The organism is Isoptericola nanjingensis (genome assembly GCF_050311635.1).
Taxonomy (GTDB): Bacteria; Actinomycetota; Actinomycetes; order Actinomycetales; family Cellulomonadaceae; genus Isoptericola; species Isoptericola nanjingensis.
Genome location: NZ_JBNOZL010000005.1, coordinates 240,678 through 265,472, shown reverse-complemented (window position 1 = coordinate 265,472; position 24,795 = coordinate 240,678). Strand labels below are relative to the sequence as shown.

19 protein-coding genes and 1 pseudogene are annotated in these 24,795 nt (G+C 75.7%); 6 read left to right on the top strand and 14 right to left on the bottom strand.

From position 1 onward, the window contains the following. The first annotated feature begins 48 nt into the window (after nt 1–48). A complete protein-coding gene (locus ACQP6G_RS11795) occupies nt 49–852 on the top strand; it encodes an IclR family transcriptional regulator (protein WP_429764509.1) in 804 nt (267 codons plus the stop codon). 21 nt (nt 853–873) lie between these two features. Here the strand turns inward: ACQP6G_RS11795 and ACQP6G_RS11790 are convergent, their stop codons facing one another. Both ACQP6G_RS11790 and eno read right to left on the bottom strand, forming a co-directional pair. Beyond that, on the bottom strand, nt 874–1,659 hold the full coding sequence (locus ACQP6G_RS11790; protein WP_429764508.1) for an FtsB family cell division protein: 786 nt from the start codon (nt 1,657–1,659) through the stop codon (nt 874–876). 237 nt (nt 1,660–1,896) lie between these two features. After that, complete coding sequence (gene eno / locus ACQP6G_RS11785; protein WP_429764507.1) at nt 1,897–3,180, bottom strand: phosphopyruvate hydratase; 1,284 nt, start codon at nt 3,178–3,180, stop codon at nt 1,897–1,899. Nucleotides 3,181–3,354: 174 nt separating this feature from the next. Here eno and ACQP6G_RS11780 point away from each other — a divergent pair, with 174 nt between their 5' ends. Further along, on the top strand, nt 3,355–4,047 hold the full coding sequence (locus ACQP6G_RS11780) for a hypothetical protein (RefSeq protein ID WP_429764506.1): 693 nt from the start codon (nt 3,355–3,357) through the stop codon (nt 4,045–4,047). A 30-nt stretch (nt 4,048–4,077) separates the two neighbouring features. On the opposite strand, the gene ACQP6G_RS11775 is transcribed toward ACQP6G_RS11780, so the two are convergent. The 3 genes from ACQP6G_RS11775 to ACQP6G_RS11765 all read right to left on the bottom strand — a co-directional run bounded on the left by ACQP6G_RS11775 (nt 4,078) and on the right by ACQP6G_RS11765 (nt 7,255). Continuing rightward, nucleotides 4,078–4,749 (bottom strand): DNA alkylation repair protein, encoded by a 672-nt coding sequence (locus tag ACQP6G_RS11775; RefSeq protein ID WP_429764505.1) that lies wholly within the window; start codon nt 4,747–4,749, stop codon nt 4,078–4,080. A gap of 42 nt (nt 4,750–4,791) precedes the next feature. Then, nucleotides 4,792–5,715: a phosphotransferase gene (locus tag ACQP6G_RS11770; protein ID WP_429764504.1), complete on the bottom strand. Its 924-nt coding sequence runs from the start codon at nt 5,713–5,715 to the stop codon at nt 4,792–4,794. 97 nt (nt 5,716–5,812) lie between these two features. After that, nucleotides 5,813–7,255, bottom strand: coding sequence for a hypothetical protein (locus ACQP6G_RS11765; protein WP_429764503.1), 1,443 nt, complete (start codon nt 7,253–7,255; stop codon nt 5,813–5,815). 185 nt (nt 7,256–7,440) lie between these two features. On the opposite strand from ACQP6G_RS11765, the gene ACQP6G_RS11760 reads away from it, so the two are divergent. Further along, nucleotides 7,441–7,881 (top strand): TIGR03618 family F420-dependent PPOX class oxidoreductase, encoded by a 441-nt coding sequence (locus ACQP6G_RS11760; protein ID WP_429764502.1) that lies wholly within the window; start codon nt 7,441–7,443, stop codon nt 7,879–7,881. Between the two features lie 89 nt (nt 7,882–7,970). Here ACQP6G_RS11760 and mfd read toward each other — a convergent pair whose 3' ends face one another. The 5 genes and pseudogenes from mfd to ACQP6G_RS11735 all read right to left on the bottom strand — a co-directional run bounded on the left by mfd (nt 7,971) and on the right by ACQP6G_RS11735 (nt 16,999). After that, nucleotides 7,971–11,576, bottom strand: a complete 3,606-nt coding sequence (gene mfd / locus ACQP6G_RS11755) for a transcription-repair coupling factor (protein ID WP_429764501.1) — start codon at nt 11,574–11,576, stop codon at nt 7,971–7,973. A 367-nt stretch (nt 11,577–11,943) separates the two neighbouring features. Beyond that, nucleotides 11,944–13,035, bottom strand: a complete 1,092-nt coding sequence (locus tag ACQP6G_RS11750; protein WP_429764500.1) for a DUF4190 domain-containing protein — start codon at nt 13,033–13,035, stop codon at nt 11,944–11,946. 199 nt (nt 13,036–13,234) lie between these two features. Next, complete coding sequence (locus tag ACQP6G_RS11745) at nt 13,235–14,782, bottom strand: sugar-binding protein (RefSeq protein WP_429764499.1); 1,548 nt, start codon at nt 14,780–14,782, stop codon at nt 13,235–13,237. A gap of 41 nt (nt 14,783–14,823) precedes the next feature. Further along, nucleotides 14,824–16,188 (bottom strand): annotated as a pseudogene (locus tag ACQP6G_RS11740) (endo-1,4-beta-xylanase); the annotation flags it as partial. Nucleotides 16,189–16,414: 226 nt separating this feature from the next. Next, nucleotides 16,415–16,999: a DUF4190 domain-containing protein gene (locus tag ACQP6G_RS11735; protein ID WP_429764498.1), complete on the bottom strand. Its 585-nt coding sequence runs from the start codon at nt 16,997–16,999 to the stop codon at nt 16,415–16,417. A gap of 202 nt (nt 17,000–17,201) precedes the next feature. Here ACQP6G_RS11735 and lhgO point away from each other — a divergent pair, with 202 nt between their 5' ends. Then, the gene (gene lhgO / locus ACQP6G_RS11730) at nt 17,202–18,413 is read left to right on the top strand and encodes an L-2-hydroxyglutarate oxidase (RefSeq protein WP_429764497.1); all 1,212 of its coding nucleotides are present in this window, start codon (nt 17,202–17,204) and stop codon (nt 18,411–18,413) included. 22 nt (nt 18,414–18,435) lie between these two features. Further along, a complete protein-coding gene (locus ACQP6G_RS11725; protein WP_429764496.1) occupies nt 18,436–19,077 on the top strand; it encodes a phosphatase PAP2 family protein in 642 nt (213 codons plus the stop codon). On the opposite strand, the gene ACQP6G_RS11720 is transcribed toward ACQP6G_RS11725, so the two are convergent. Further along, on the bottom strand, nt 19,044–20,219 hold the full coding sequence (locus ACQP6G_RS11720) for a nucleotidyltransferase domain-containing protein (protein ID WP_429764495.1): 1,176 nt from the start codon (nt 20,217–20,219) through the stop codon (nt 19,044–19,046). The two genes, ACQP6G_RS11725 and ACQP6G_RS11720, sit on opposite strands and share 34 nt — an antisense overlap. Nucleotides 20,220–20,357: 138 nt before the next feature. On the opposite strand from ACQP6G_RS11720, the gene ACQP6G_RS11715 reads away from it, so the two are divergent. After that, on the top strand, nt 20,358–22,247 hold the full coding sequence (locus ACQP6G_RS11715) for an ABC transporter ATP-binding protein (protein WP_429764494.1): 1,890 nt from the start codon (nt 20,358–20,360) through the stop codon (nt 22,245–22,247). Here the strand turns inward: ACQP6G_RS11715 and ACQP6G_RS11710 are convergent. Genes ACQP6G_RS11710 through ACQP6G_RS11700 form a run of 3 tightly spaced genes read right to left on the bottom strand, consistent with a single transcriptional unit; the run spans nt 22,178 to nt 24,748 of the window. Continuing rightward, nucleotides 22,178–23,155 (bottom strand): phosphoenolpyruvate carboxykinase (ATP), encoded by a 978-nt coding sequence (locus tag ACQP6G_RS11710; protein ID WP_429764493.1) that lies wholly within the window; start codon nt 23,153–23,155, stop codon nt 22,178–22,180. The genes ACQP6G_RS11715 and ACQP6G_RS11710 overlap by 70 nt on opposite strands. A gap of 1 nt (nt 23,156) precedes the next feature. After that, nucleotides 23,157–23,597 (bottom strand): lasso peptide biosynthesis B2 protein, encoded by a 441-nt coding sequence (locus ACQP6G_RS11705; protein ID WP_429764492.1) that lies wholly within the window; start codon nt 23,595–23,597, stop codon nt 23,157–23,159. Further along, nucleotides 23,594–24,748 (bottom strand): asparagine synthase-related protein, encoded by a 1,155-nt coding sequence (locus tag ACQP6G_RS11700; protein ID WP_429764491.1) that lies wholly within the window; start codon nt 24,746–24,748, stop codon nt 23,594–23,596. The genes ACQP6G_RS11705 and ACQP6G_RS11700 overlap by 4 nt, the downstream gene beginning before the upstream one ends. Nucleotides 24,749–24,795 lie beyond the last annotated feature (47 nt).

Genomic DNA, 24,795 nt, shown 5'->3' with positions numbered 1-24,795 from the left:
TCCCGATGACGAGAACTGCGTCCCTATTATCGGGATAGCCTCGTCCTCGTGACCCTGCCCCTCCCCCCGGAGTCCCCCGCACCCTCGGGCACGCAGACGCTGGCCCGCGGCATCGCCGTCGTCGACGCCGTCGCACGCGGGCACGGCCGCCTGCGCGACATCGCCGCCGACACCGGCATCGGCCGCAGCACCGCCCACCGTCTGCTGCAGCTCTTGCTCGCCACCGGGTACGTGCGCCGGCTCGAGGACGGCCGGTACGCGCTCGGCCCGGCGCTCATCGAGCTCGGCTACCAGGCGCTGCAGGAGAACCCCGTCGCCGACGTCGCCGCCGGGCCGCTCCGAGCGCTCGCGGCCCGCGTCTCCGACACTGTGCACCTCGCCGTCGAGGACCGCGGCCAGGTGCTCTACCTCGACAAGATCCCGGGCACCCGCGGCGCGGAGATGCGCTCCCGGGTCGGGCACCGGATGCCGCTCACGCGCACCGGGGTGGGCAAGGCCCTGCTGCTCGACCGCCCCGACCGGTGGCGCGAGCAGTTCGTCGCCGAGCGGCGCGTCGGCGGGGTAGCGCCGGAGGGGCCGGCGGCCGACGTGCTCACGCCCGACGAGTTCGTCGCCGTCATGGAGGCGTCCGCCCGTCGTGGGGTCGCGTTCGACCTGGAGGAGAACGAGCCCGGCATCCTCTGCGTCGCAGCGCCCGTGCGCGACGCGTCCGGCGCGATCGTCGCCGCCGTGAGCGTCGCCGCCACCCGTCCGTACATGCCGCCCGCGCGGGTGGAGTCGCTCGTGCCCGTCGTCCTCGACACCGCCGCCACCGTCGCGGCCGGGCTCGGCCACCGGCCGGGCGGCCGCTGACCCACGGCCCGCCGGCGCGGGTCAGCCTCCCGACGACGGGCTGGGGGAACCGCCGGGCCCCGGCTCGTCGCCCGTGGCGTCGTCGCCCGTGCCGTGGTCCGTGGTGGCCGGTCCGTCGGCCACCCGCACCGACTCCCAGACGGACTGGTACCAGGGCACGCTCGGCCCCGTGGACGTCCCCACCGGCCCGGAGCCCACGGCCTCGCCCGTCACCGGGTCGACGTCGTCGTCCCCCGCCGCGTCGGGGTCGACGACACGCCACACCCTGTCGGCCGGCATGACGAAGCTGAGGCGCGACCGCGCCTGCTCCTCGACGTACGACCGGTCCTCCCAGCGGCCGAGCTCCACCTCCAGCCGGTCGCGCTCGGCCCGGTTCTGGGCCAGCTCCGTGCGCAGCCGGTCCAGCTCGTGCGCCTGCGTCACCGCGCCGCGCACCGTGGGCAGCAGGAGCACCACCGCGAGCAGCACCACCACCGACAGCACGATGAGCCGGACGGTGAGCACCTCCGGCAGCACGAGCCCGTAGCGGCTGCGCCGCCGGTCCTCGCGCGCCGGCCCTGCCGGACGACGCGACCCGCGCCGCGTGCTCGCCGTGCCCGTGCCGGAGCCCTTGCCCGAGCCCTGGGACGCACCCTTCGACGTGCCCTTCGCGCCGGCGCTCTTGCCCGTGCCCTTCGCCGGGGCCTTGGGCTTGGTGCCCACCGACGCGTTCGACGTCGTCGTGGGCCGCGCGGAACCGCCGCGCGCCCCCGAGGGCCGCGACGCCGGAGGGCGGGCGGCGGGCGAGGTCGGGCGACGGGCAGGCACGCCCCGATTCTGCCGAGCCGCACCGCCCTCGCCCGGGACCGTCGTCGGCGCGCCCGCGAGGACGACCCTCCGAGGCGGCACCGAGTCTCCCCGGGGGGTAGTACGCATCTCCGCGAGGTAGTACTACCTCGCGGAGATGCGTACTACCTCGGCGCGGCGCGTACCACCTCGTGGGACGACGACGGCCGGCCGCCCCCGAGGGGAGCGACCGGCCGTCGTCGTGCAGCGTCCGGGGTGTCAGCCCTGGAAGCGCGGGAAGGCCGAACGGCCGGCGTAACGACCGGCGTCGTCCAGCGCCTCCTCGATGCGCAGGAGCTGGTTGTACTTGTTGATGCGCTCGCCGCGGGCGGTGGCGCCGGTCTTGATCTGGCCGGCGTTGGTCGCGACGGACAGGTCGGCGATGGTGGTGTCCTCGGTCTCGCCGGAGCGGTGCGAGGTCATCGTCGTGAAGCCGTTGCGCTGCGCGAGCGTGACGGCGTCGAGCGTCTCGGTGAGCGTGCCGATCTGGTTGAGCTTGACCAGCAGCGAGTTGGCGGCCTTCTCCTCGATGCCGCGGGCGAGGCGCTCGGGGTTGGTGACGAACAGGTCGTCGCCGACGACCTGCACCTTGTCGCCGACCTCGGAGACGAACTGCGTCCAGGCGCCCCACTCGTCCTCGGACAGCGGGTCCTCGATGGAGACGATCGGGTAGTTCGCGACCAGGCCCTCGTAGAGCTTGATCATGTCCTCGGTCGAGTGCACCTCGCCGTTCTTGAAGTGGTACGCCCCGTCCTTGAAGAACTCGGTCGCGGCGACGTCCATCGCGATGGCGACGTCGGAGCCCGGCGTGAAGCCCGCCTTCTCGATCGCCTCGACGATGAGGTCCAGGGCGGCGGAGTTCGACGGCAGGTCGGGGGCGAACCCGCCCTCGTCGCCGAGGCCCGTGGAGAAGCCCTTGCCCTTCAGCACGCTCTTGAGGGCGTGGTAGACCTCGGTGCCCGTGCGCAGGGCCTCCTTGAAGGTCGGCGCACCGATCGGCGCGATCATGAACTCCTGGAAGTCCACCGTCGAGTCGGCGTGCGACCCGCCGTTGATGATGTTCATCATCGGCACGGGCAGCACGTGCGCGTTCGGGCCGCCGACGTAGCGGAACAGGTCCAGGCCGGCCGACTTCGCGGCGGCCTTCGCGACGGCGAGCGAGACGCCGAGGATCGCGTTGGCGCCCAGCTTGCCCTTGTTCGGGGTGCCGTCCAGCTCGATGAGGGTCTGGTCGATGATGCGCTGCTCCTCGGCGTCGTAGCCGATGAGCTCGGGGGCGATGTCGTCGATGACGGCGTTGACCGCGCCCTCGACGCCCTTGCCCAGGTAGCGCCCCTTGTCGCCGTCACGACGCTCGACGGCCTCGAACGCGCCGGTCGAGGCGCCCGACGGGACCGCCGCGCGGGCGAAGGTGCCGTCGTCCAGCGCGATCTCCACCTCGACGGTGGGGTTGCCGCGCGAGTCGAGGATCTCGCGTGCTCCAACGGCTTCGATGCTTGCCACGGGTGCTCCTTCAGACGGGGTCCGCGGGCGACCGCGCGACCACGCTCAGGCGAGTGCCCGGGGCCGCTGACGCCCGCGACGGTGCTGGGTTGACCCGCCCAGCCTAGACCGGCGTCCACCCGGCGGCTCCCTCGACCATCCTGCGGGCACGGCCGCGCCGATAGCGTGGACCCCGTGGACAGCGTCTGGGACTTCCTCGGCTCCTACTGGTGGCTGATCTTCTTCGTCGGGCCCGCCGTGGGCGGCGCCGCCCGGAGCATCTCGAGCTGGGACCGGCAGCGGCGCCAGGACAAGCTCGAGATGTACCGCATCAAGCACGGCGCCCCGCAGCCCGCCGCCCCGGCCGAGCAGGCCGACGAGGAGGCCCTGACCAGCGAGATCGAGCGCACGGTGGCCGCGCACGACGCGACGCAGCAGCGCTGGCTGGCGTACGAGCTCGACGCCGTGAAGTCCCTCGAGTACCCGCTGATGTCGGACATGCGCGAACAGGTGACCGTCGACTTCCACCGAGCCCGGCGGGCGGCGGAGGACCTCCGCCCCGACGACCTGGACGAGCTGCGCGACCGCCGCCGCCTCGACCGCTACCGCGACGCCGTCCGCGAGATGCAGGTCCGCTTCGACGTCGCGGAGCGGGAGGCGAAGCGGCGCCGCGCGTCCGACTTCTCCCCCGCGGAGCGGCAGGCCCTCGACCGGGCGAAGAAGCTGCTGGCGATGGCCGACGACGAGGGGTCGTCGCAGGCCGAGCGGCAGTCCGCGTACCGGCGGGCCATGAAGGAGCTCGAGGGGATCGTCGTGCTGCCGGACGCCGCCACCGACGCGCTCGAGCAGCGCATCGCCGGCGAGCTGGGGCGGGCCGCGGGCGACTGACGCGGTCGGCCGAGCCGGCCGACCGACCGGTCAGCGTTCGTCGGGCAGCTTCTGGCGGGCCTCGCGCCGCAGGGACGCCGCGAGCGCGTCGCCCATCCGGTCCAGGAAGGCCCGCACGGCCGCGGGATCGGCCCCGCCCGCGTGCTTGAGCGCGATGCCGACGGGCTTGCGCACCACGGGGTCGGGGTCGGCGTGCAGCAGCTCCACGAGGCGGAGCAGGTCGGCGATCCCCGCGGCGTGCGGCGGCCGCGTGTACGCGAGCGGCGCGGTGAGCGCCGTGCGGCGCCGCAGCGGGTCGTCCGAGCGGGCGAGGTCGAACAGCGGCTCGCGGGATCGGTCGCGCAGGTGGACCCCGACGACGCGCGGCGCCGCCCGGTCCACCATGTCCCACGTGTCGATGCGGTCGTGCCGGTCGAGGTACGTGCGGTACCGCGCCTCCCGCTCGGCGTCGGTGACGCGCGGTCGCCGGACGGCGAAGTCGAGGACGCAGAACGCGGCGAGCCGGGGCTCGTACGCGGGTTCGTCGAGCAGGCGGTGCACCTGGTCGAGCGGCATCGCGGCGTACCGCTTCGCCACGTCGAACAGCGTGCCCATCCGGACGCCGAGCACCTCGCCCGAGCCCGCGTAGTGCCGGTTCGGGTGAGCCGCCGGGTCCGCGACGGCGTGCAGGTCGGCGACGAGGGCGTCGGCGGTGAGGTCCACGGGACCACGGTAAGGACCCGGGGCGGCGCCCGCCCGGCTCCCTCAGGCGGCAGTGGCCACCAGCCGCTCGAGGGTCGCCCGGGCGGGCGGCCCCCAGGTGGGCTTGCCGCCCGGGCGGCCGTGGTCGCCGGCGTCGCCGACGAGCAGCCCGCCCAGCGCGGTGGCCGCCGCCCACCCGCGGGCGCGACGTCGGGTCGCGTCGTCGGCGGGGCGGCCGTCCGGTCCGCGGTAGGCCGCGAGGAAGCGGTCGACGGCGCCGTCGGGCAGCAGCCGCCACGCGCCGGCCAGGTCGTAGGCGGGGTCGTCGGCGCACAGGTCGCCGAAGTCGATCACGCCGCTCAGGGCGCCGTCGGCGGTGACGACGTTGGCCGGGTGCAGGTCGGAGTGCAGCCAGACCGCCGGCCCGTCCCACGCGGGGGCGCCGACGGCGTCGTGCCAGACGGCGCGCACCGGCTCCGGGTCCGCGAGGAGCCCGCGCTCGACCACCTCGCCGAGCCCGTGCTCGACCCCGGAGGTGTGGTTCGCGAGCGGGCCGCCGCGGCCGCGGCCGGTGGGCGCGCCGTCCGGGGCCGGGCGGTGCAGCGCGGACAGGAACGCCGCGAGGACGTCCGCCGACTCCGGCCGCGTGACGGGTGCACGGTCAGCGGGCTCGCCGGGCACCCACGTCGTGACGATCCAGGGTCGACCGAACAGCGCGCCCGGCTCGCCGAGCCGCTGCGGCACGGGCACCGGCAGCGGCAGGGCCGGGGCGAGCCGGGGCAGCCACGCGTGCTCCTTGCGCAGCAGCGCGTCGGCCGACCCCGTGGCCCACGGCAGCCGCACGGCGAGGTCGTCGCCGAGCCGCCAGAGCTGGTTGTCCCAGCCGCACGCGCCCAGGCGGACGGGGAGGTGGGCGAGGTCCGGGTGCTGCTCGCGCAGCAGGTCCCGGACCAGGTCGGCGGTGATCTCGACGTCGGTGGTGGTCACGCCGCGTCACGCTAGCGGCACGGGTGACCGCACCGGCGCGGCGCCACGACCCCGCACCGGATCGTCACGACGTCGGCACGCACCGACCGCCGCCCCGTCAGTGGCTGGGCTGCGCCGCGGCGGGGACGTCGGGCGGCGTGGCGGTGTCGTCCGGGGTGCCGTCGTCAGCGGCGTCACCGGGCCGGGGCGGACGTGCCACGAGCTCCAGCAGCGCGATGAGGACGCCCGCCACCAGCGCCGTGCCGATGATGAGCCCCGGCGTGGGGCTGCCCGCGAGCAGGAGCACCAGGGCCGCGATGACGATGATCGTCACGCGGACCAGGGTGCGGTACCGGCCCAGCCAGTCGCCCACCGGCCCGGTCGACACCCCGCGCCCCTCGCCGTAGTCGCGCAGCCGCGCGAACCCGCGGCCGGCACCCGCGCGCAGCGACCGCGCCGACGCGCTGCTCCCGCCCAGGTAGGCGACGATCGCGACCACGAGTCCGAGCACGCCGATCGTCCGCAGCGTGACCCTCAGGAACGACACGACCTGGTCGAACAGCACCTCGGCCGCGTCGAGCCGCAGCACCACGTCCTTGAGCGCGTCGAGGTAGAGCCCCCGGCCGATCGCGAGGCCGATCGCCAGGACCACCATGGAGGCCGCGAGCGCCAGACCCGCCACGACCAGGGTGCGCGACTTGTGCCGCGCGACGAGCACGCCCGCAGCCAGCAGACCGAGCGAGATCCACGGCAGCCACGTCCCCAGCGCCACCACCTGCGCGTACCGGTTCTGCACCTGCACCAGCTGCGACGTCTGCAGGAGCGTGAACGTCGCGTTCACCTCCGGGATCCGCGCCGCGACGCCCAGGCCCCGGTCGACGAGCCGCTGCTTGAGCAGGTCGATCATCCCGGAGAGCTGGATGGTGAGCTGGCCGTCCTGCCCGATCTGCAGCAGCTCCCCGCCCTCGCCGCGCATCGTCGCGACGAGCTGCTGGTGCGCCACCCGGTTGGCCTGCACCCAGGCGTCCTCGAACGCGTCGCTGGTCACGACGCCGTCGGCCGCGCGGCGCACGAAGGACTCGACGCCGCTGGTCAGCGGGCCCTCGAGCTGCGTCAGCGCGTCCGTCGCGCGGGGCCCGACGCCCCGCTGCTCCAGCCCGTCGACGACCGTCCCGAGGATCGCCTGGACGTCGATCTGCTCCATCACGACGTCGGTGAGCCGGCCGGCGACGGCGCCCTGGATCGCGGGGTCCGCGGCGATCGGCCCGACCGTCGCGACGTACCGGTCCGTGTCGGTGAGGGTGCGCTCGGCCCAGGCAGCGACCACGGCGACCGGCGCGAGCAGCGCCCCGAGGACGACGAGGACGACGGCGGCCGCCGCCCGGCCCCGGTGGCGCGGCTCGCGGGGCGCGGGCGGCGCGGCCGCGACGAGCACCGGCTGGCCGCCGGCCGCGAGCCGCGCGCGCAGCTCGGCGTTCTCCCGCTCGAGCGCGGCCAGGCGCGCCGCCGCGTCCTGCGGCGCCCCCGCGCCGTCGCGCCCGTCGTCGGTCGTCCCGCTCATCGCGTCCCCGTCCGTCGCCCTGCCGGCCCGCGGTCGCGGGCCTCGCGGAGGGCGCGGCCAGCCCGCGCCGCGCCCGTCCGCTCCTCATGCTAGGAACGGATTCCGCTCGCCACCTGGCGAGACGGCAAATCCACCCGGATGCGGCACCAGCGATCATTCCCGGCCCCCGCGGAGGTCGACCCGCCATGACGACCACACCCGGGACCGACCCGCTGACCGACCCCCTGCCCGGCCCCGCCCACCTGCCGGAGACCGCCCGCCGCCTCGTCGCCGAGCCCCACGTGGCGCACCTGGCGACGCTGCTGGCCGACGGCTCGCCGCACAGCGTGCCGCTGTGGGTGTCGTGGGAGGGCGACCTCCTCGCGTTCCTCACGGGCCCGCGCTCGCAGAAGGCGCGCAACGTGGAGCGCGACCCGCGCGTCGCCGTGTCCGTGACGCACACCGAGCGCCCCTGGGAGATGGCCATGCTGCGTGGCCGCGTGGTGCGGGTGCTCGACGGCGACAGCGGGTGGGCCGTCGTCGACAGGATCGCCCGTGCGCACACCGGCGCCGACTACCCGCGCGGCGAGGAGCGCGTGGCCGTCCTCGTCGAGGTGGAGCACGCGACGGCGCGGTCCTTCGGCTGACGCGACGCTCGGGCTCCAGGCCCGCCGTGCTGGCCCTCCTGCTGCGACGAGGGGTTGTGCCGGGCGGGCGCCCCGCCCCCGGACGGCGACTACCTCGGCGAGGACGTGCCGACCGAGGCAGCGGCGGAGACCTCGCCCAGGACGACCGCGTCGATCAGCTGCCGCGCCCAGGCGAGCACCTCCGCCCCGCGCAGGGGTCGGCCGCCGATGCGCGCCGTCGTCGGGAACGGCACGAGGAACGCGCGGATCGCGGGCTTGAGGATCGTGCCCGGGTACAGCCGCTTGAGCCGCAGCTGCGCCGACTCCGCGAGGTCCACCGGCGCGAACCGCACGAACTTGCCCTGCGCCGTGACGTCCGTGAGGCCGGCGCGGCGGGCGTGGTTGCGGAAGTCCGCGACGTCGAACAGCGCGGACGCGACGTCGGGGAGCTTGCCGTAGCGGTCCACGAGCTCGGCGCGCACCTCCGCGAGCCCGGTCGCGTCCTGCGCGGCCGCGATCTTCTTGTACGCCTCGAGGCGCAGCCGCTCGGTCGCGATGAACGACTCGGGCAGGTGCGCGTCGACGGGCAGCTCGATGGTGACCTCGGGCTGCTCCTCCTCGCGCTCGCCGCGGAACGCGGCCACGGCCTCGCCCACCATGCGCACGTAGAGGTCGAAGCCGACGCCCGCGATGTGGCCGGACTGCTCGCCGCCCAGCAGGTTGCCCGCGCCCCGGATCTCCAGGTCCTTCATGGCGATCTGCATGCCCGCGCCGAGGTCGGTGTGCGCGGCCATGGTGGAGAGCCGGTCGTGCGCCGTGTCGGTGAGCGGCCGCTCCGGCGGGTACAGGAAGTACGCGTACGCGCGTTCCCGCCCGCGGCCCACGCGGCCGCGCAGCTGGTGCAGCTGCGACAGGCCGAGCACGTCGGCGCGCTCCAGGATCAGGGTGTTGGCGTTGGAGATGTCCAGGCCGGTCTCGATGATCGTCGTGCAGACCAGCACGTCCAGCTCCTTCTCCCAGAAGGCGCGGATCACCTGGTCCAGCTGGTGCTCGCTCATCTTGCCGTGGGCCACGCCGATGCGGGCCTCGGGGACGAGCTCCGCAAGGCGCGACGCCGTCTTCTGGATGGTCTCCACCTTGTTGTGCACGTAGAAGACCTGGCCCTCGCGCAGCAGCTCGCGGCGGACGGCCGCGGCGATCTGCTTCTCCTCGTACGCGCCCACGTAGGTGAGCACGGGGTGCCGCTCCTCCGGAGGCGTGGCGAGGGTCGACATCTCGCGGATGCCGGTCACCGCCATCTCGAGCGTGCGCGGGATCGGCGTCGCGGACATCGCCAGCACGTCCACGTTGGTGCGCAGCTGCTTGAGCGTCTCCTTGTGCTCGACGCCGAACCGCTGCTCCTCGTCGACGATCACGAGGCCCAGGTCCTTGAACCGCACCGACCCGGTGAGCAGGCGGTGCGTGCCGATGACGATGTCCACGGTGCCCTTCGCGAGGTCCTCCACCGTCTCGGCGGACTCCTTGTCCGACTGGAAGCGGGACAGCGCCCGCACCGTGACGGGGAATCCCGCGTACCGCTCGGAGAACGTGTCGAAGTGCTGCTGCACCAGCAGCGTCGTCGGCACCAGCACGGCCACCTGCTTGCCGTCCTGCACCGCCTTGAACGCGGCGCGGATCGCGATCTCCGTCTTGCCGTAGCCGACGTCGCCGCACACGAGACGGTCCATCGGGACCGGCTTCTCCATGTCGGCCTTGACCTCGTCGATCGTCACGAGCTGGTCGGGCGTCTCGACGTACGCGAACGCGTCCTCCAGCTCCCGCTGCCACGGGGTGTCGGGGCCGAACGAGTGCCCCTGGGTGGCCATGCGCGCCGAGTACAGACGGATGAGCTCGCCCGCGATCTCCTTGACGTGCTTGCGGGCGCGCGCCTTGGTGTTCTTCCAGTCCGCGCCGCCCATCTTGGACAGCGACGGCGCCTCGCCGCCCGTGTACTTCGTGACCTGGTCGAGCTGGTCCATCGGCACGAACAGCCGGTCGCCCGGCTGGCCCCGCTTGGACGACGCGTACTCGATGACCAGGTACTCGCGCGTCGCCGCGTTCGCGCCCGCGCCGAGCGTGCGCTGCACCATCTCGACGAACCGGCCCACGCCGTGCTGCTCGTGCACCACGTAGTCGCCGCCGCGCAGCTGCAGCGGGTCGACGACGTTGCGCCGGCGGCTCGGCATCCTGCGCATGTCGCGGGTCGTGGACCCCTGCCGGCCCGTGAGGTCGGACTCGCTGAACACCGCGAGCCGCAGGTCCGTGGCGACGAACCCCTTGCCGACCAGCGCCGGGGCGACGAGGACGACGCCGCCCTCGGGCTCCTCCCCCAGCTCGGCGACCATGCGCGCGGCCGTGTCCTGCGCGGCCAGCTGCTCGACCATGCGCTTGGCCGGGCCGTGGCCCTCCGTGGTGAGCAGCAGCCGCCAGCCCGCGCGCTGCAGCGTCTGGACGTCGTCCAGCGCGCGCTGCAGGTCGCCGCGGTACGACTCGACGTCGCGCGCCCCGACGGTGAAGGTCGTGACGCCGTCGACCTCCGCCTCGGCCACGGTGCCCTCGTCGCCGCCCGAGTCGAGCGCGAACGACGACAGCGTCCACCAGCCGAGGCCGCGGCGGGCGGCGACGTCGCGCACCTCGGCGAACGTCTCGAACGACGCCGCGGACAGGTCGATCGGCGCGGCCCCGCCGGCGACGGCGCCCGTCCAGGCGGCGGCGAGGAACTCCTCGGTCGTGGCGACGAGGTCGTGCGCGCGACGGCGGACGCGCTCGGGCTCGTCGATGACCAGCAGCGCGTCGTCGGGCACCAGCTCGAGCACCGGGACCATGCGGTCCACGAGCACCGGGGCGAGCGACTCCATGCCCTCGACGGCGACGCCCGCGGCCAGCTTGTCGAGCATCTCGATCGCGCCGGGCAGTCGCTCCACGAGGCCGGCCGCGCGCTCGCGCACCGTGTCGGTGAGCAGGATCTCGCGGCACGGCGGGGCCCACAATCCCTGCTCGGCGATCTCGAGGGAGCGCTGGTCGGCGACGGCGAACCAGCGGATCTCCGTCACCTCGTCGCCCCAGAACTCGATGCGCAGGGGGTGGTCCTCCGTCGGCGGGAAGACGTCGAGGATGCCGCCGCGGACGGCGAACTCGCCGCGGCGCTCGACCATGTCCACGCGCGTGTACGCGGCGCCGACCAGGCGGTCGGCGACGTCCGTGAGGTCCGCCGTCGAGCCGGAGTGCAGCTCGACCGGCACCAGCTCGCCCAGCCCCTCGACCACCGGCTGCAGCAGCGCGCGGGCGGGCATGACGAGCAGGCGGACCGGGCCGGTCTGGCCGGGCTCGGGGTCCGGGTGCGCCAGCCGCCGGAACACCGCGAGCCGCTTGGCGACCGTGTCCGCGCGGGGTGAGAGCCGCTCGTGCGGCAGCGTCTCCCACGCCGGCAGCACCGCGACGTCGTCGGCCCGGTCGTCGGGCAGGTAGGCGCGCACCGAGGCGGCGAGCTCGTCGGCCTCGCGACCCGTCGCGGTGACGACGACGAGCGGCCGCCGCTCGGCCGCGGCCGCCAGCAGCGGGGCGCGCACGCCGACCGGCCCGACGACGTCCGCGAAGCCGCGCGCCGGGACGTGCTCGAGCGCGGCGGCGGCGCCGGGGTCGGCGAGGAGGGCGGGGACGATGCCGGTGAGGTTCATGCGGGTCCTTCGGGCGGGGTCTGCGGCGCGGTGCGATCGGGACGTGACTCGGTGTGCGGGCACGACGACAGGCCCAGCTCTCCCCGGGACGCACGGGGTTCCGGGGCCACGTCGTGGCCGGGGAACCGTGCGACCGGCGGGGGCGCCGGGCGTGCCGCACCAGACTACGCCGACCCTCCGACGTCGCCCCGCGAGGTAGTACGGGAGCCGCCGAGGTAGTACGAACCTTGCCCAGGTAGTACGAGGCCTGCCGAGGGAGCACTCCCTCGGCAGGCCTCGTACTACCTCGCGGGCTCCCGTACTACCTCGCGGAGACCTGCACTACCTCGGCAGGTGCAGGACTACCTCGCCCGGCCCGTCGCGGCGGTCAGCTGCCCGGGATGCGGCCGGTCAGGTCCTCGGGGAGCTGGTCGCGGATGCCGTCGGGCAGGCGGTCCAGCAGGTCCTCGCAGGAGACGGGGTCGCCCGCCTGGCACTGGCCGCCGAGCTCCTGGAGCTGGTCGGCGTCGCCGAGGGTGCCGGCGAGGTCCTGCAGGTCGCCGAAGGAGAGGTCGCCGGTGAGGCCGCCGAGCAGCAGGTCCGGGACGGACAGGTCCGTCTGCGTGAGCTGCTCCGCCTCGTCCAGAGCCTGCTGGATGTCGTCGCCGTAGGTGTTCCAGAGCCACAGCCCGGCGATGACCACGAGCGCCGTGAACACCACCTGGATCGACCCGAACGCGATGCCCGTCTTGGCCATGCCACGCCCGCCGGAGCGGCGACGGCGGGTCCGGTCCAGGCCGATGCCGCCCAGGATGATCGCGAGCACGCCCAGCAGCGGCACGACGAACCCGAGGATGCCGGTGATCAGCGCCGCCACGGCCGTCGGCTCCGTGCCGCGGCTCGCGGGCTCCGGGGCGGCCCGGCCCGGCCCCGACGGCCCCCCGTGCCCGGGCGCAGGCGCCGCGCCCCACGGCGACGGGGCGGCCGCGCGCTGCGGGGACGGCTGTGGGGCCGCCTGCGGGGCCGGCTGCTGGGCCGGCGCGGCGGGCTGGGGCGCGGCCGTGCGGGACGCCGGCGCGTGCGGGGCGGGCGTCGCGGTCGGCGCCGACAGCGACCCGACCGGGCGGGACGAGGTACGCCGCGGCGGGGCGGCGTTCGGCAGCACCTGCGTGCCGTCGCCGTACCCCCCGGGCGACGGCGCGGACGGCAGCACCTGCGTGCCGTCGGCGTACCCGGAGCCCGCCTGGGCCCGCGGCAGCACCGCCGTCCCGTCGACGTACCCGCCGAACTCCTGCGCGGACGGCAGCACGGTCGTGCCCTCGTCATGACCGCTCGCCCCGCGCGCCGGCAGCACCTGCGTGCCGTCGTCGTACCCGCCCAGCGCCTGCGTCGCCGGCAGCGCCGACGTGCCGTCCTGGCGCGGCGGGATCACCTGGGTGTGCGAGGCATCGGGGGCGTCGTACCCGCGCGGCTGGCTCATGGTCCTCCTGGTCGGATCGTCTGTCGGCTCGTCGGGGATCACGGACGGTCGGCCGCCGTCCGGTCCGCGATGCTACCCACCCGCGAGGGCCGCGCGGCCGTCCTGACCGGCGTCTTCGCCGGACCCCCACACGACCGGCAGCCGGCGGCCCCACCTGCGGGGGCGGGGCCGCCGGCCGGCGCGCGGGCCGTCGGCCCGGCTACCTCCGCGCGGGGGCGACCGGCGCCGAGACGACCGTGACGGCGTCCAGCCCGCGGGCGTGCGCCGTCACCTCGACGCTCACCTCGTGCCCGACGTCCGCCCCGCCGACGCGGTAGGTCGAGCCCGCGACGGAGAGGAGCGCCTCCGGGTCGGCCTTGCCGCGCAGCACCTGACCGGTCACCTCGAGCAGCCGGGCGAGGTCGGTCAGGGCGCCGAGCTCACGACGGACGGGGTCGCCGTCCCGCAGCCACCGGTACGTGTACCGCACGCGCTCGCCGTCGGGCGAGGTCCACTCCCCCGGGTCCGCGAGGAGCACGGCGCCGGGGGCGGTGCCCTTCCGGTCGTCGGCGACGACGGTCGGGGCCGCGACGTTCACGAGCCCGTCGGGCTCGGGCTGCTCCGCCGCCACGAGCCTCCCGACGCCCCACCGGGCGGTGGACTGGTAGCCCGTGCCCGTGGGGTCGGCCCAGTCCCGCACCGCGGTGCGCGCGCCGGCCGTGCCGTCGTTGACCTGGAAGTCCAGGCCGTGGAAGGTGCCCGCACCGCCGGCCCCGAGCAGGTCGACCGCCGCCTCGACGACGTACCCGCCGTCCACCGCCGCGGTCGCCGACGTCAGGCGGGCCGCCTGCGCGGCCTCGTCGCCGGTCCCGAACGACGTGACGTTCTCGGCGCTGATGCGGATCTGCGTGTCGACGTCCCGGTAGGCGCCGTTCTTGGCGTTGCCGGCGTCGAGGAAGATCTCGACCGAGTCCTGCACCCACGGGTCGGAGCCGCTGACGTCCGGCGTCGGGTCGGCGACCTCCGCGAGCACGTACAGGGTGTCGCCGGACCAGAGCGTGCGCACGGTCGCCGTGGCGCCGCCGTCGCCCTCGATCTGCCGGTCGGTGCTCACCGCGGAGGCGTCGGCCCACGCGTCGTCCACGACGCCGTCGACCTGCGGCGCCGTCGTGGCCTCGGCCACCTCGAGGTAGCTCAGCCCCTCCAGGAGGGTGAGGGTGCCCAGCGAGCCGGGGGTGTTCCAGCCGGACGTCGTCGCACCGTCGGAGACGCGGACGTCCAGGCCCGCGGTGCCGCCCTCGACGGCGCCCGCCAGCGGCAGGTGCGCGACGACGACGTACCCGTCGTCGGACGCCTCGACGACGGCGGCAGCGCCGTCCGGCCCGGTCACCGTGCCGTCCCGGCCGACCGTGGTCGTCGCACCGTCGACGTCGAACGTCACGGCGTCCGCGTCGTCCGGGTCGGCGTCGGTCACCCGCACCTGCGCGGTGAGGTGGTCGGCCGCCCAGCGCAGCTGGAAGTCGGCCACCGCCTCGCCGCTGCCGTCGTCCGCCTGGACCGTGTGCCGCGGCAGCCCGTCCCACACGGGCGACGTCGTGGCGTCGTCGTCGAGCGGGACGTCGCCGGCGAACACGCCGGCCGACTTCAGCCGCGCGGGGACGTCGCCGTCGACGGCGCCGTGGTACGCCGGCTTGGCCTGGCGGTCGCCGTCGAACAGGAGCGGGCCGCCGTCGTCGCGCCACGACCGGTCGTCCGTGAGACCCCACACCGTGACGCTGAACAGGCCGTCCGCCCGCTCGCGAACACGCGGAACGCGTCGCGGAACCAGTAGCCCTGCTCGACGAGGCTGGCCGCGGTCGCGGGGTTGCCGATGCCGACGTCGAGCTCGGTCACGGCCTGCGTGACGCCCAGGTCCGCGAACCGGTCGAGCGCGGTGGCCAGCGCGCCGACCGGCGTGGACAGCGACACGTGGAACTGGTGGCCGACGCCGTCCACCGGCACGCCGCGGGCCAGCAGGCGCTCGACGAGCGCGTGGTAGCGGTCCTGCTTGCCCGACTGCTCGGTGTTGTAGTCGTTGATGAAGAGCGTGACCGGCCGGTCCGTGCCCTCGGCCGCGTACGTGTCGTTGAACGCCTCGTCCGCGTACTCGAAGGCGAGGTCGATGAAGCCCTCGCCGAGGATCCGGTACCACTCGCTGCGCCGCAGGCCGTCGTCCGGGTCGCTCGTCGCGCCGTCGTTCACCACCTCGTTGACGACGTCGAACGCGGCGACCGGGTTCTCGCCGCCGCCGAACTCGCCGTAGGTGTCCGACATCCACCCCGCGACGGAGAAGATGTGCGTGCGCAGCCGCTCACTCAGGAGCTCCTGGTCCGCCTCGGACGTGGTCAGCGGCGTGCCGTCCTCGGCCTGGAAGAACCAGTCCGGCGTCTGGCTGTGCCAGGCCAGGACGTGCCCGTACACGCGCAGGTCGTTCGCCACGGCGTAGTCCATGAGCGCGGCGGCGTCGGCGCTCGGCCGGAACCGGTGCTCGGCGTCGTACCAGGCCTCCACCTTCATGCCGTTCTCGGCCGTGATCTGGTCGAAGTGCCGCAGCAGCAGCTCGGACGCCTCGCCCGTGGTCTCGCGCTGGTCGATCGCCACCCCGACGGGGAAGTCGACCGTCTCCTTGACGCCGGTGAGGTCCTGCACCGGCGGGGACGTGCGCTCGGCGCCCGTGACGACGAGGTCGTCCACGAGGAACGACGGGTGCGCGCCGTCGACCGGCGCCGCCTCGACGTAGAGCTGGGCCGCCGTGAGGCCCGACGGCATCGTGTAGGAGCCGCCGACGCGCACCCAGCCGTCGGCGGTCGCGTCGACGGCGCCGCCCACCCAGGTGTACGCGTCGCCCGCGGCCGACGTCTCCTGGACCGTGAAGTGCACGGCCGCGCTGCCCGCCGTCCCCGCCGGCAGCTTCACCCAGGCCTCGACGTCGTAGTCGCCTCCGGCGGCGAACAGCCCGCCGACGGCGGTCGCCGGGCCGTTCCACTCGGCCGTCCGCCCGGTCACGGACAGCGCCCCGGCGCCCGTCCGCGCGTCGTCCGAGATCGCGAGCGTCACCGCCCCCCGTGGGCCCCATGGCTCGTACGCCACGTCGAAATCGTTTTCGAGAACGACGGAGTCGTCCCCCGCCGCCATGCTCGCGCCCACGACGCCGGTCACCGCCGCGCCGCTCACCATCACCGCCACGGTCGCCGCACCGGCGACCGCCCGTCTCACCCGCTGCCTCATCGTCGCTCCCTCGCGATCGGTGGGGCCCTGGCGGCGGCTCGGCCGACGCCCGGGACCGACGGCGCGTCGGCACGCCGTCGGGGACACCGTAGGGCTCCGACGGCATTAGGGGCAACGGTTGAACGAAACTTCCTCAGGCGCCCGGGAGCACGAGAGGCGACGCCATCGACACGTCGAACGACTCGAAGTCGCTCGGGTCGAGCTGGGAGACCAGCGCGACCGCGAAGACGAGGACCAGGATCCACACGACGACCCCGACCGCGCCCAGCACGATGCCGGCGATCGCCAGCCCCTTGCCCTGCTGGCCCGTGCGCTTGATCCGCGACAGGCCGATGATCCCCAGCACGATCGGTATCACCGCCAGGCCGAGGATTCCCGTGACCAGCGCCGCGATCGACCACCCGTCCGTCCCCGCCGACGGCGCGTACGGCGGGGCGTACTGCCCCTGCGGGTACGGCTGGGCGTACGGCTGCTGCGGGTACCCCTGCGCCTGCGGCGGAGGCGGGCCCACCTCCCCGGGCTGCGGCGCGCCCGCCCCCGGAGGGGGGTAGCCGGGCTGCCCGTAGCCCGGCGGGTACCCGGGCTGGGGCCGGGGCTCGGGCTGCTGGTACGGGTCCGGGGGTCGGGGCGGCTCCGCCCCGCCGGACGGCGTGGCCGCCCCGGGCGCGTCGGGCCGCGGCTCGCCAGGGTCCGGCTGCGTGCCGTCGTCGTGAGTCATGGCCGTTCCTCCTCGTCGGCGAGGCGCGACGGCCGGGCCGGCCGCCCCCGCTCCTCCCACTATGCCGGAGGACGCGGGCGCAGGCGGGTTCACCTCACCGTTCACCCTGGGAACCCCTCCCCGCGCCGCACCGGGGCTGACATCCTGAGAGCGGCGGGCCGGACAGGGACCTGGCCCGCCACCACCGGCCGGAGGAGGCAGCATGCGGGTCGTCGTCGTCGGGGGCGGGATCATCGGGCTCGCGACGGCCGCGCGGCTCGCGCGCCGCGGCGACGACGTGACCGTCCTGGAGAAGGAGCGCGAGCTCTCCTGCCACCAGACGGGCCGCAACTCCGGCGTCATCCACTCCGGGCTGTACTACGCGCCGGGCAGCCTCAAGGCCCGGCTCGGCACCGCGGGGGCCGCCTCCATGACGCGGTTCGCCGCGGAGCACGACGTGCCCGTCGCCGTCACCGGCAAGCTCGTCGTGGCGACCGACGCCGGCGAGCGCGACCGGCTGCGGACCCTCGCGGAGCGCGGGGCCGCCAACGGCGTGCCCGTGCGCGAGCTGGACCCCGTCGAGGCGCGCGAGCACGAGCCCGAGATCGCGTGCGTCGGCGCCCTGCGGGTCGAGTCCACGGGCGTCGTCGACTACCGCGCCGTGTGCGCCGTCCTCGCGCGCCAGGTGCGCGACGCGGGCGGGGTCGTGCTGCTCGGCCGCGCGCTGCTCGGCGCCCGGACGGTGGGCACGCAGGTCCGGGTCGACGTCGAGGAGGTGGGCACCCACGCCGGGTACGAGCTGGTCGCCGACGCCCTCGTCGTGTGCGGCGGCCTGCACGCCGACCGCCTCGCGCTGGCGTGCGGCGTCGACCCCGGCGCCCGCATCGTGCCGTTCCGCGGCGAGTACTTCGACCTCGCCCCGCGCGCCGCCGACCGCGTGCGCGGCCTCGTCTACCCCGTGCCCGACCCGCGGTTCCCGTTCCTGGGCGTGCACCTCACCCGCGGCGTGCACGGCGACGTGCACGCCGGGCCCAACGCCGTCCTCGCCCTCGCGCGCGAGGGCTACCGGCGGCGCGACGTCGCCTGGCGCGACGTGGTCGACGCCGCCTCCTGGCCCGGCCTCTGGCGGCTCGCCGGGCGAAACCTCGTGCCCGGCGCGGCCGAGGTGGCCCGCTCCGTGTCGCGCACGCTGTTCGCCGCCTCCGTCGCGCGGCTGCTGCCCGGCACCACCGCCGACGACCTGCACCCCGCCCCCGCCGGCGTCCGCGCTCAGGCGCTGCACCGCGACGGACGGCTGGTGGACGACTTCCTCGTGCGCACCGCACCCCGGCAGGTGCACGTCATCAACGCGCCGTCGCCCGCCGCCACCGCGTCCCTGGAGATCGCGCGGCACGTCGAGGCGGAGCTGGACCGGACCATGGCGGCCATCGGGTGACGCGCCCAGGACGGCGGGCCGGGTGACCGACCGGCGGCACCGCGGCCCGGTCGCGCTCGCCGTGTCCGCCACGTCGGCCGGCCTGTTCGCCGCCCTCTTCGCGGTCGCGGTGCTGACCGAGCCGGGTCAGCGCGCGGACGTCGCGGGTCTCGCGCTCCTGACCGCCCCCGAGCCGATCCTCGCCGGCGCCGCGCGCCTGGTGCGCGCGCTCCTGCCGGTCGTCGCGGCGGGCGTCCTCGTCGCGGTCCTCGTCGTGGCGGTGCGGCGGCGAGCGGGCGGGCGCGCCCTCGTCGTGGGCGGGCTCCCGCTCGTCGTCCTCGGCCTCGCGACCGTCCTGCGGGACGTCGTCCTGCCCCGGCCCTTCCTGGGTGCCCACGGCTACCTCCACAACACCTTCCCGAGCGCCCACACGGCGACGCTCGCGGCCTCGTGCGTCGCCGTGGTCCTCCTGCTCGGTCGCCGCCCGGACGGGTGGGCGACGGCGGTGCTCGCGACCTCCGTGCTCCTGGCTGCCTGGGCCAACGTCGCGACCCAGGCCCACCGGCCCAGCGACGTCGTGGGAGCCCTGCTGCTGGTCGGGGTCGTCGCGCCGTGGGCGGTGCTGGCGAGCCGACCGGGCTCGCGAGACGGTCAGCCGACCCCCGAGTCGACGAACCGGAGGTAGTCCTCCCGGGCCCGCGCGTCCGGGACGTCGAGGCGCAGCGCCTTCTCCCCGGCGTCGGGCAGCCCCCGCCGGAGCGCACGCTCGATCCGGCGTTGCGCGACGGCGTGCCCCACCAGAGCCGTCGTCGTCGCCCATGCCCGCGGCCGTGCCGCGGTGTAGAGCCGGCCGCCGCGGTGCGGGTCGCCGGGCAGGTCGGGGACGCCGCGGCGGCGGTCGAGCGCGGCGGCGGCGCCCCGCAGCGCGCTCGGTGCCCGCAGACCCGTGCCGCCGAGCGACTCACCGCCCAGGCCACCGAGCACCCGCGCGGCGCGGTCGACGACGAGCGCCACCGGCGCATCGATCCGCATGGCTCGGGCACGCGGGCCGACCTCCTGCCGCGCACCGTCGCACGCCGCGACGGCGCCGGCGACGTCGACGAGCCACAGGAGCCGCCCCGCACCCGCCTGAGCCGCGTGGAACGCCAGCACCAGGACCGAGTCGACCGGGTCGAACGTCGGGACGTCCCGTCCGCCGCCCAGCGCCAGCGTGCGGCGCCGGGCGATCATGGCCTCGGGGTCGGTGCGGAAGCTGCGCCGCAACCCGTGCGGCACGGCGAAGTCCCAGTGCAGGTCGAGGTGCACGCCGAGGGGCCCGCGCATCGCGTACTCCGCGCGCCGCTCGCGCGCCATGAGGGGCCAGTTGCGGTCGACGCCCGTGCAGCCTGCCGCGTGCAGCGCCTCGACCGCCGCCCGGAAACCCGCCCGCGGCACGTACAGGTCGAGGTCGTAGTACTCCCGCATGTCCGGCGAGGGCCAGAGCGCGGCCGCCGCCGGCCCCTTGGCCACCACCCACGGCACCCCGGCGCGGTCGAGCGCCGCACCCAGGACGGCGAGTTCGGCGAGCGCGCCCAGGTGGCGCACCACCTGTTCGTCGCGAGCGCGCCGCAGCGGCGCCCGCCACGGCTCGGGGCAGTCCGGGCGGCCCGCGACGTGCTTCGCCACCGCGGGCAGGATCCGATGGTCCTGGGCGGCGTCGGCCAGGAGCTCGAGCCGTATGCCGTCGAGGGGGACGGGCGTCGGGCCCGGCGGCGGACGGTCGGAGGGCACGACGGAGTCGAGCAGGATCTGCGCCAGCGGGCGGCGCACCGTCGGTCGTGCCCCCATCCCGGCAGGATAGGGAGCGCTCGGCGACGGTGGGGCGTCGGCAGCGGGCGAATTCTCGCCCGGACCGTCCTCCTGCCGCCCCGGCACGGCTAGCGTGTGTGAGGCCGGGCCGGGCCCCGGCGGAGGACGGAGCGGTCGGTGGCAGACAGCGCGGTGGGCGGGACGCCGGAGAGCGACGAGCGCAGGGGACGCCGCCTGCTGCGCCTGCTCGGCGGCTCCTTGCAGGTGTCCTGGCGCGCGAGCCGGCCCCTGTTCGTCGCGATGCTGGTCCTCCAGGTCCTCGTCGCGGGGGCGCTGGCAGGCCAGGTGCTCGTCGTCTCCGCGCTGCTCGACGTGCTGCTCGCGCTCGCCGACGGCACGAGCGGCGTCGCGGCGGTCACCGGACCGGTCCTCGCCCTGGCCGCCCTGACCGGCCTCGCCTCGGTCGCCGGCGGGCTCCAGGCCTCGGCCCGCCGGGTGCTCGGCGAGCACGTGGCGCGGCTGATGGCCGAGGACGTGCAGGAGGTCGCGACGAGCGTCCCGCTCGAGCACTTCGAGTCGCCCGCCTTCTACGACCGTCTGCAGCGGGTCCGCGTCAACGCGCTCTCGAGGCCCTTCCAGGTCACGCAGGGGATGTTCGACCTCCTCGGGTCGTCGATCGCCACGGTCGGCGTGGGCGCCGCGCTGGTCGCGCTGCACCCCGTGCTGCTCCCGCTGCTCGCGCTCGGCGGCCTGCCCCTGCTGTTCACGGGCCGGCGCGAGGGCCGGCTGGAGTTCGCGTTCAAGGTGGCGCAGACGACCAACGAGCGCGAGCGCATCTACACCAACTACGTGCAGAGCAGCCGCGACGAGGCCAAGGAGATCCGCGCCTTCCAGTCGGCCCCGTGGCTGCAGGCGCGCTACCGCGAGCTGTACGGCACGTACCTGGCCGACCTCGCCCGCCACGTGCGGCGGCGGGCGCTGACGAACGGCGCGGGCAACCTCGCCGCGGCCGTGGTGCTCGCGGGGGTGCTGCTGGTGCTGGCCTGGCTCATCACGCGCGGCGAGGTGACGTTCTCCGAGGCGGGGGCCGCCGTGGTCGCGGTCCGCATGCTCCAGGGGCAGATCCAGGGCATCTTCGGCGGCGTCCAGCAGATCTTCGAGTCGGGGCTGTTCCTCGACGACGTGCACGCGTTCCTCACCGACGGGCGGGCCGCGGCGCGCGCGGCCACCGGGAGCGAGGAGCCGCCGGCCGCCTTCCCGGGCGTCTTCGCCCGTGGTGTCTCCTTCACCTACCCGGGCTCGCGGCGACCGGCGCTGCGCGACGTGGACCTCGCGCTGCGCCCCGGGGAGGTCGTGGCCCTCGTGGGCGCCAACGGCTCCGGCAAGACCACCCTCGCCAAGCTCCTCGGCGGCTTGTACGAGCCGACGTCGGGCACGGTCCTGTGGGGCGACCGGCCGCTGTCCGGGATGCGCGGAGCGGCCGTGCGCCCCCAGGTGGCGGTGATCTTCCAGGACTTCGTCCACTACGCGTACACGGCGACGTGGAACATCGCCCTCGGCCGGCCGGACGTCCCGGTCGACCACGAGCGGGTACGGCGCGCGGCCCGGGTCGCCGGCGTGGACGCCGCGCTCGCCGGCCTGCCCGACGGCTACGAGTCGCGGCTGTCGCGCATGTTCCCGGGCGGCACGGAGCTCTCCGGCGGCCAGTGGCAGCGGGTCGCGATCGCCCGGGCCTTCTACCGGGACGCGGCGCTCGTCATCCTCGACGAGCCGACCGCCGCGATGGACCCGCTCGCGGAGCACGACCTGTTCTCGTCGCTGCGGGCCACGCTCGACGGGCGGACCGCGCTCTTCGTGTCGCACCGCTTCTCCACCGTGCGCTCGGCGGACCGCATCGTCGTGCTCGACGACGGCGTGGTGGTCGAGCAGGGCTCGCACGACGAGCTGATGGCCCTCGACGGCGCCTACGCGGAGATGTTCACGGTCCAGGCCCGGTCCTACCTGGACGCCGCGTCGGCCCCGACCAACGGGCGCGCCGAGGCCTCGCCCACCGACCGGAGGACCTGAGCGCCCAGCCCCGGCGCGAACGGTGGCCCCCACGGGACGTCCGCCACCAGCACGGGGACGGTGCGGGCGACGTCGGCGAGGTGGCGCAGGTGGGCGCTCTGCACGCGCTCGTCCAGCCAGCCGTGCAGCCGCGGGTAGTGCAACAGCTCGAAGAGCGCCGCGGTGCCGGTCCGTCGGCGCACGACGAGCTCCCCTCCGTCCCGGTCGGGCTGCGGCACGACGACCGCGCGCAGCGGGCGACGGTCGCGCGCTCCCGCGCCGAGCTGCAGCACGTGCCGGGCGTCGGCGCTCACGCGGCGCCCGGGCGCCCGGGCGGCGAACCGCTCGGCCAGCGTGTCGGCTCCCTTGCGCAGCCGCACCTCCGTGGCCCCCAGGCGCGCCGCGAAGCCGTCGTCACCGCGGTCCAGGCGCAGCACGTCGTCGGTGACGAGGGCGGCCCCCTCCGCGCACAGCAGCGTCGCCATCGTCGACTTGCCCATGCCCGAGTAGCCGACGAACGCGACCACGCCGTCGTCGTCCTCCACCGCGCTCGCGTGCAGCACCGCCTCGCCGCGCAGGTACAGCTGGAACGCGAGCATCCCGCCGGTGGTGAGCACCCGGCTCAGCCCGGGGTCGACGCCGTCCGCCTCCCGCAGCACGACGTGGCGCAGGTCGGCCGACACCTCGAAGTCGCACGCGTCGTGGAACCGGAGCAGATAGCCGTCGGCGCCCAGGTCCCAGGCGGTGTACCAGGGGTCCCCGGCCAGCTCGTGGTGCAGGACCGGCCGCCCGACGGGGATGGTGCGCTGGTCGGTGCCCGGGCCGGCGGCGACCACGACGTCGGCCCGGGCCGCGCCCTCCTCCGCCCGGTCCTGGTGCAGGTCGAAGGGCGCCTCCACGATCAGGCCGTACAGCAGCTGGCGGTCCATGTCACGCTCCCTGGGTGGGGACCGCGAGCGGCCGGAAGCCCGTGCCGCGGTCCAGGTCGAGGTCCTTGTCGTCGATGCGCAGCCAGGCGTGCGCCCGCACGACGCCGCCCGCCTTGGCGACGCCCAGCACGAGCGCGGGACGACGGTGACGCAGCAGCCGGCCGGCGAGGATCGCCGAGCGCAGGCAGGTGCCGTTCACGCCGGGCAGCCGCAGCACCCGCCGCAGGACGCGGAGCCGCCGTCGTTCCGCGTCGTCCAGCACGCCGGGATCGAGGTCGCCGGACGCAGGCTCGGCGGACGCCAGCAGGGCGAGGTCGTACCGCCGGGCGACGCGCGCCACGTCCCACCGGCGCAGCCGGCGCTCGAGCAGCAGCAGGGCGCCCAGGAGCCGGAGCGCCAGCGGGACGGCGCTCACCCGGCGCCACACCCCGGACGGGGTCACCGGACCGGCTCCGCCCCGACGGACGCCAGCCACGCCTGCTGCAGCAGCAGGCTCGTCGGACCGGGCGGGAAGCCGGACAGCCACGCGGCGCGGAGCCCGTCGACGTCGACCAGCGCGGCGTCGACGCCGTCCCCGCCCCACCGGCGGGCGAAGTCGCGCGTCGCGCTGCCCAGGTACGCGCGGTTGAACGAGGCCTTGTCGGACCGGGCGCACACGGCGTCCGGCAGCAGCGTGCCGAAGACGGCGCGCATGCCCGCGGTGCGGTCGGGGAAGCCCCAGGGGTGAGCCGCGCCGAGCGCCCCGAGGAAGCCGTCGTCCAGCAGCGGGTGGGCGAGCACGACGTCGTGCTCGGCGGCCACCTGGCCGAACGTGTCCAGGAAGACCCGGCTCGCGCGCCTCCGGCGCAGCCAGCGCAGGCCGCGTGCGTACGACAGCGGCTCGGCCGCGGCGTCGCGCGCGATCTCGTCGGCGAGCCGAGCTGTCGTCTCGCGCCCCAGCCAGGTGAGCGCCGCCGTGCTGCGCGCCGCGGCGGTGCGCTCGCGCCATCGCCGCGCGGGCAGCAGCGAGTCCAGGGCGACCCGGCGGGGCGTCCCCGCCCTCCCCCGGCCGCGCGCGACCCTCAGCAGGGCCCGGGAGCGGCGGTCGCCGAACACCTCGTCGCCGCCCTCCCCCGTCAGCACCACATGCCCTCGCAGCTCGCGCAGCATCGCGTCCTTCACGTGCATGGTGGCGGGGAAGAGCAGCCCTCGGCGCACCAGGCTCTCCCGCGCCGCGTCGCCCAGCAGGTCGTTCTCGCCTCCGATGTCGATCCGCCGCCACGTGGAGAGCCCGAGGTGCCGCACGACCGACTCCTGCCACGCGGACTCGTCGGCCTCCGCGACCCCGGGGTAGCGGAACGTGACGGGCACCGGGTCGGGGTGCCCGTCCTCGCGGGCGACGGCGGTCGCGGCGGCGAGCACGGCGGACGAGTCCCGCCCGCCCGAGAAGGTGACGGCCACGGGGCGCCCGCCGGTGGCGCGGCGCACGGACGTCTTGATCGCCTCCAGCGGCCTGCCGACCTCTCGGGGCGTCGTCGGCACAGGGTCGGGCACCAGCCCTGGCAGCCAGCACGCGGCGACCTCGAAGGCCGTCGGGCGGTAGAAGGACGTCATCGTCGGTCCAGGCTGCTCGGGGGACGCTGGGGGGAGATCTCGGAGGG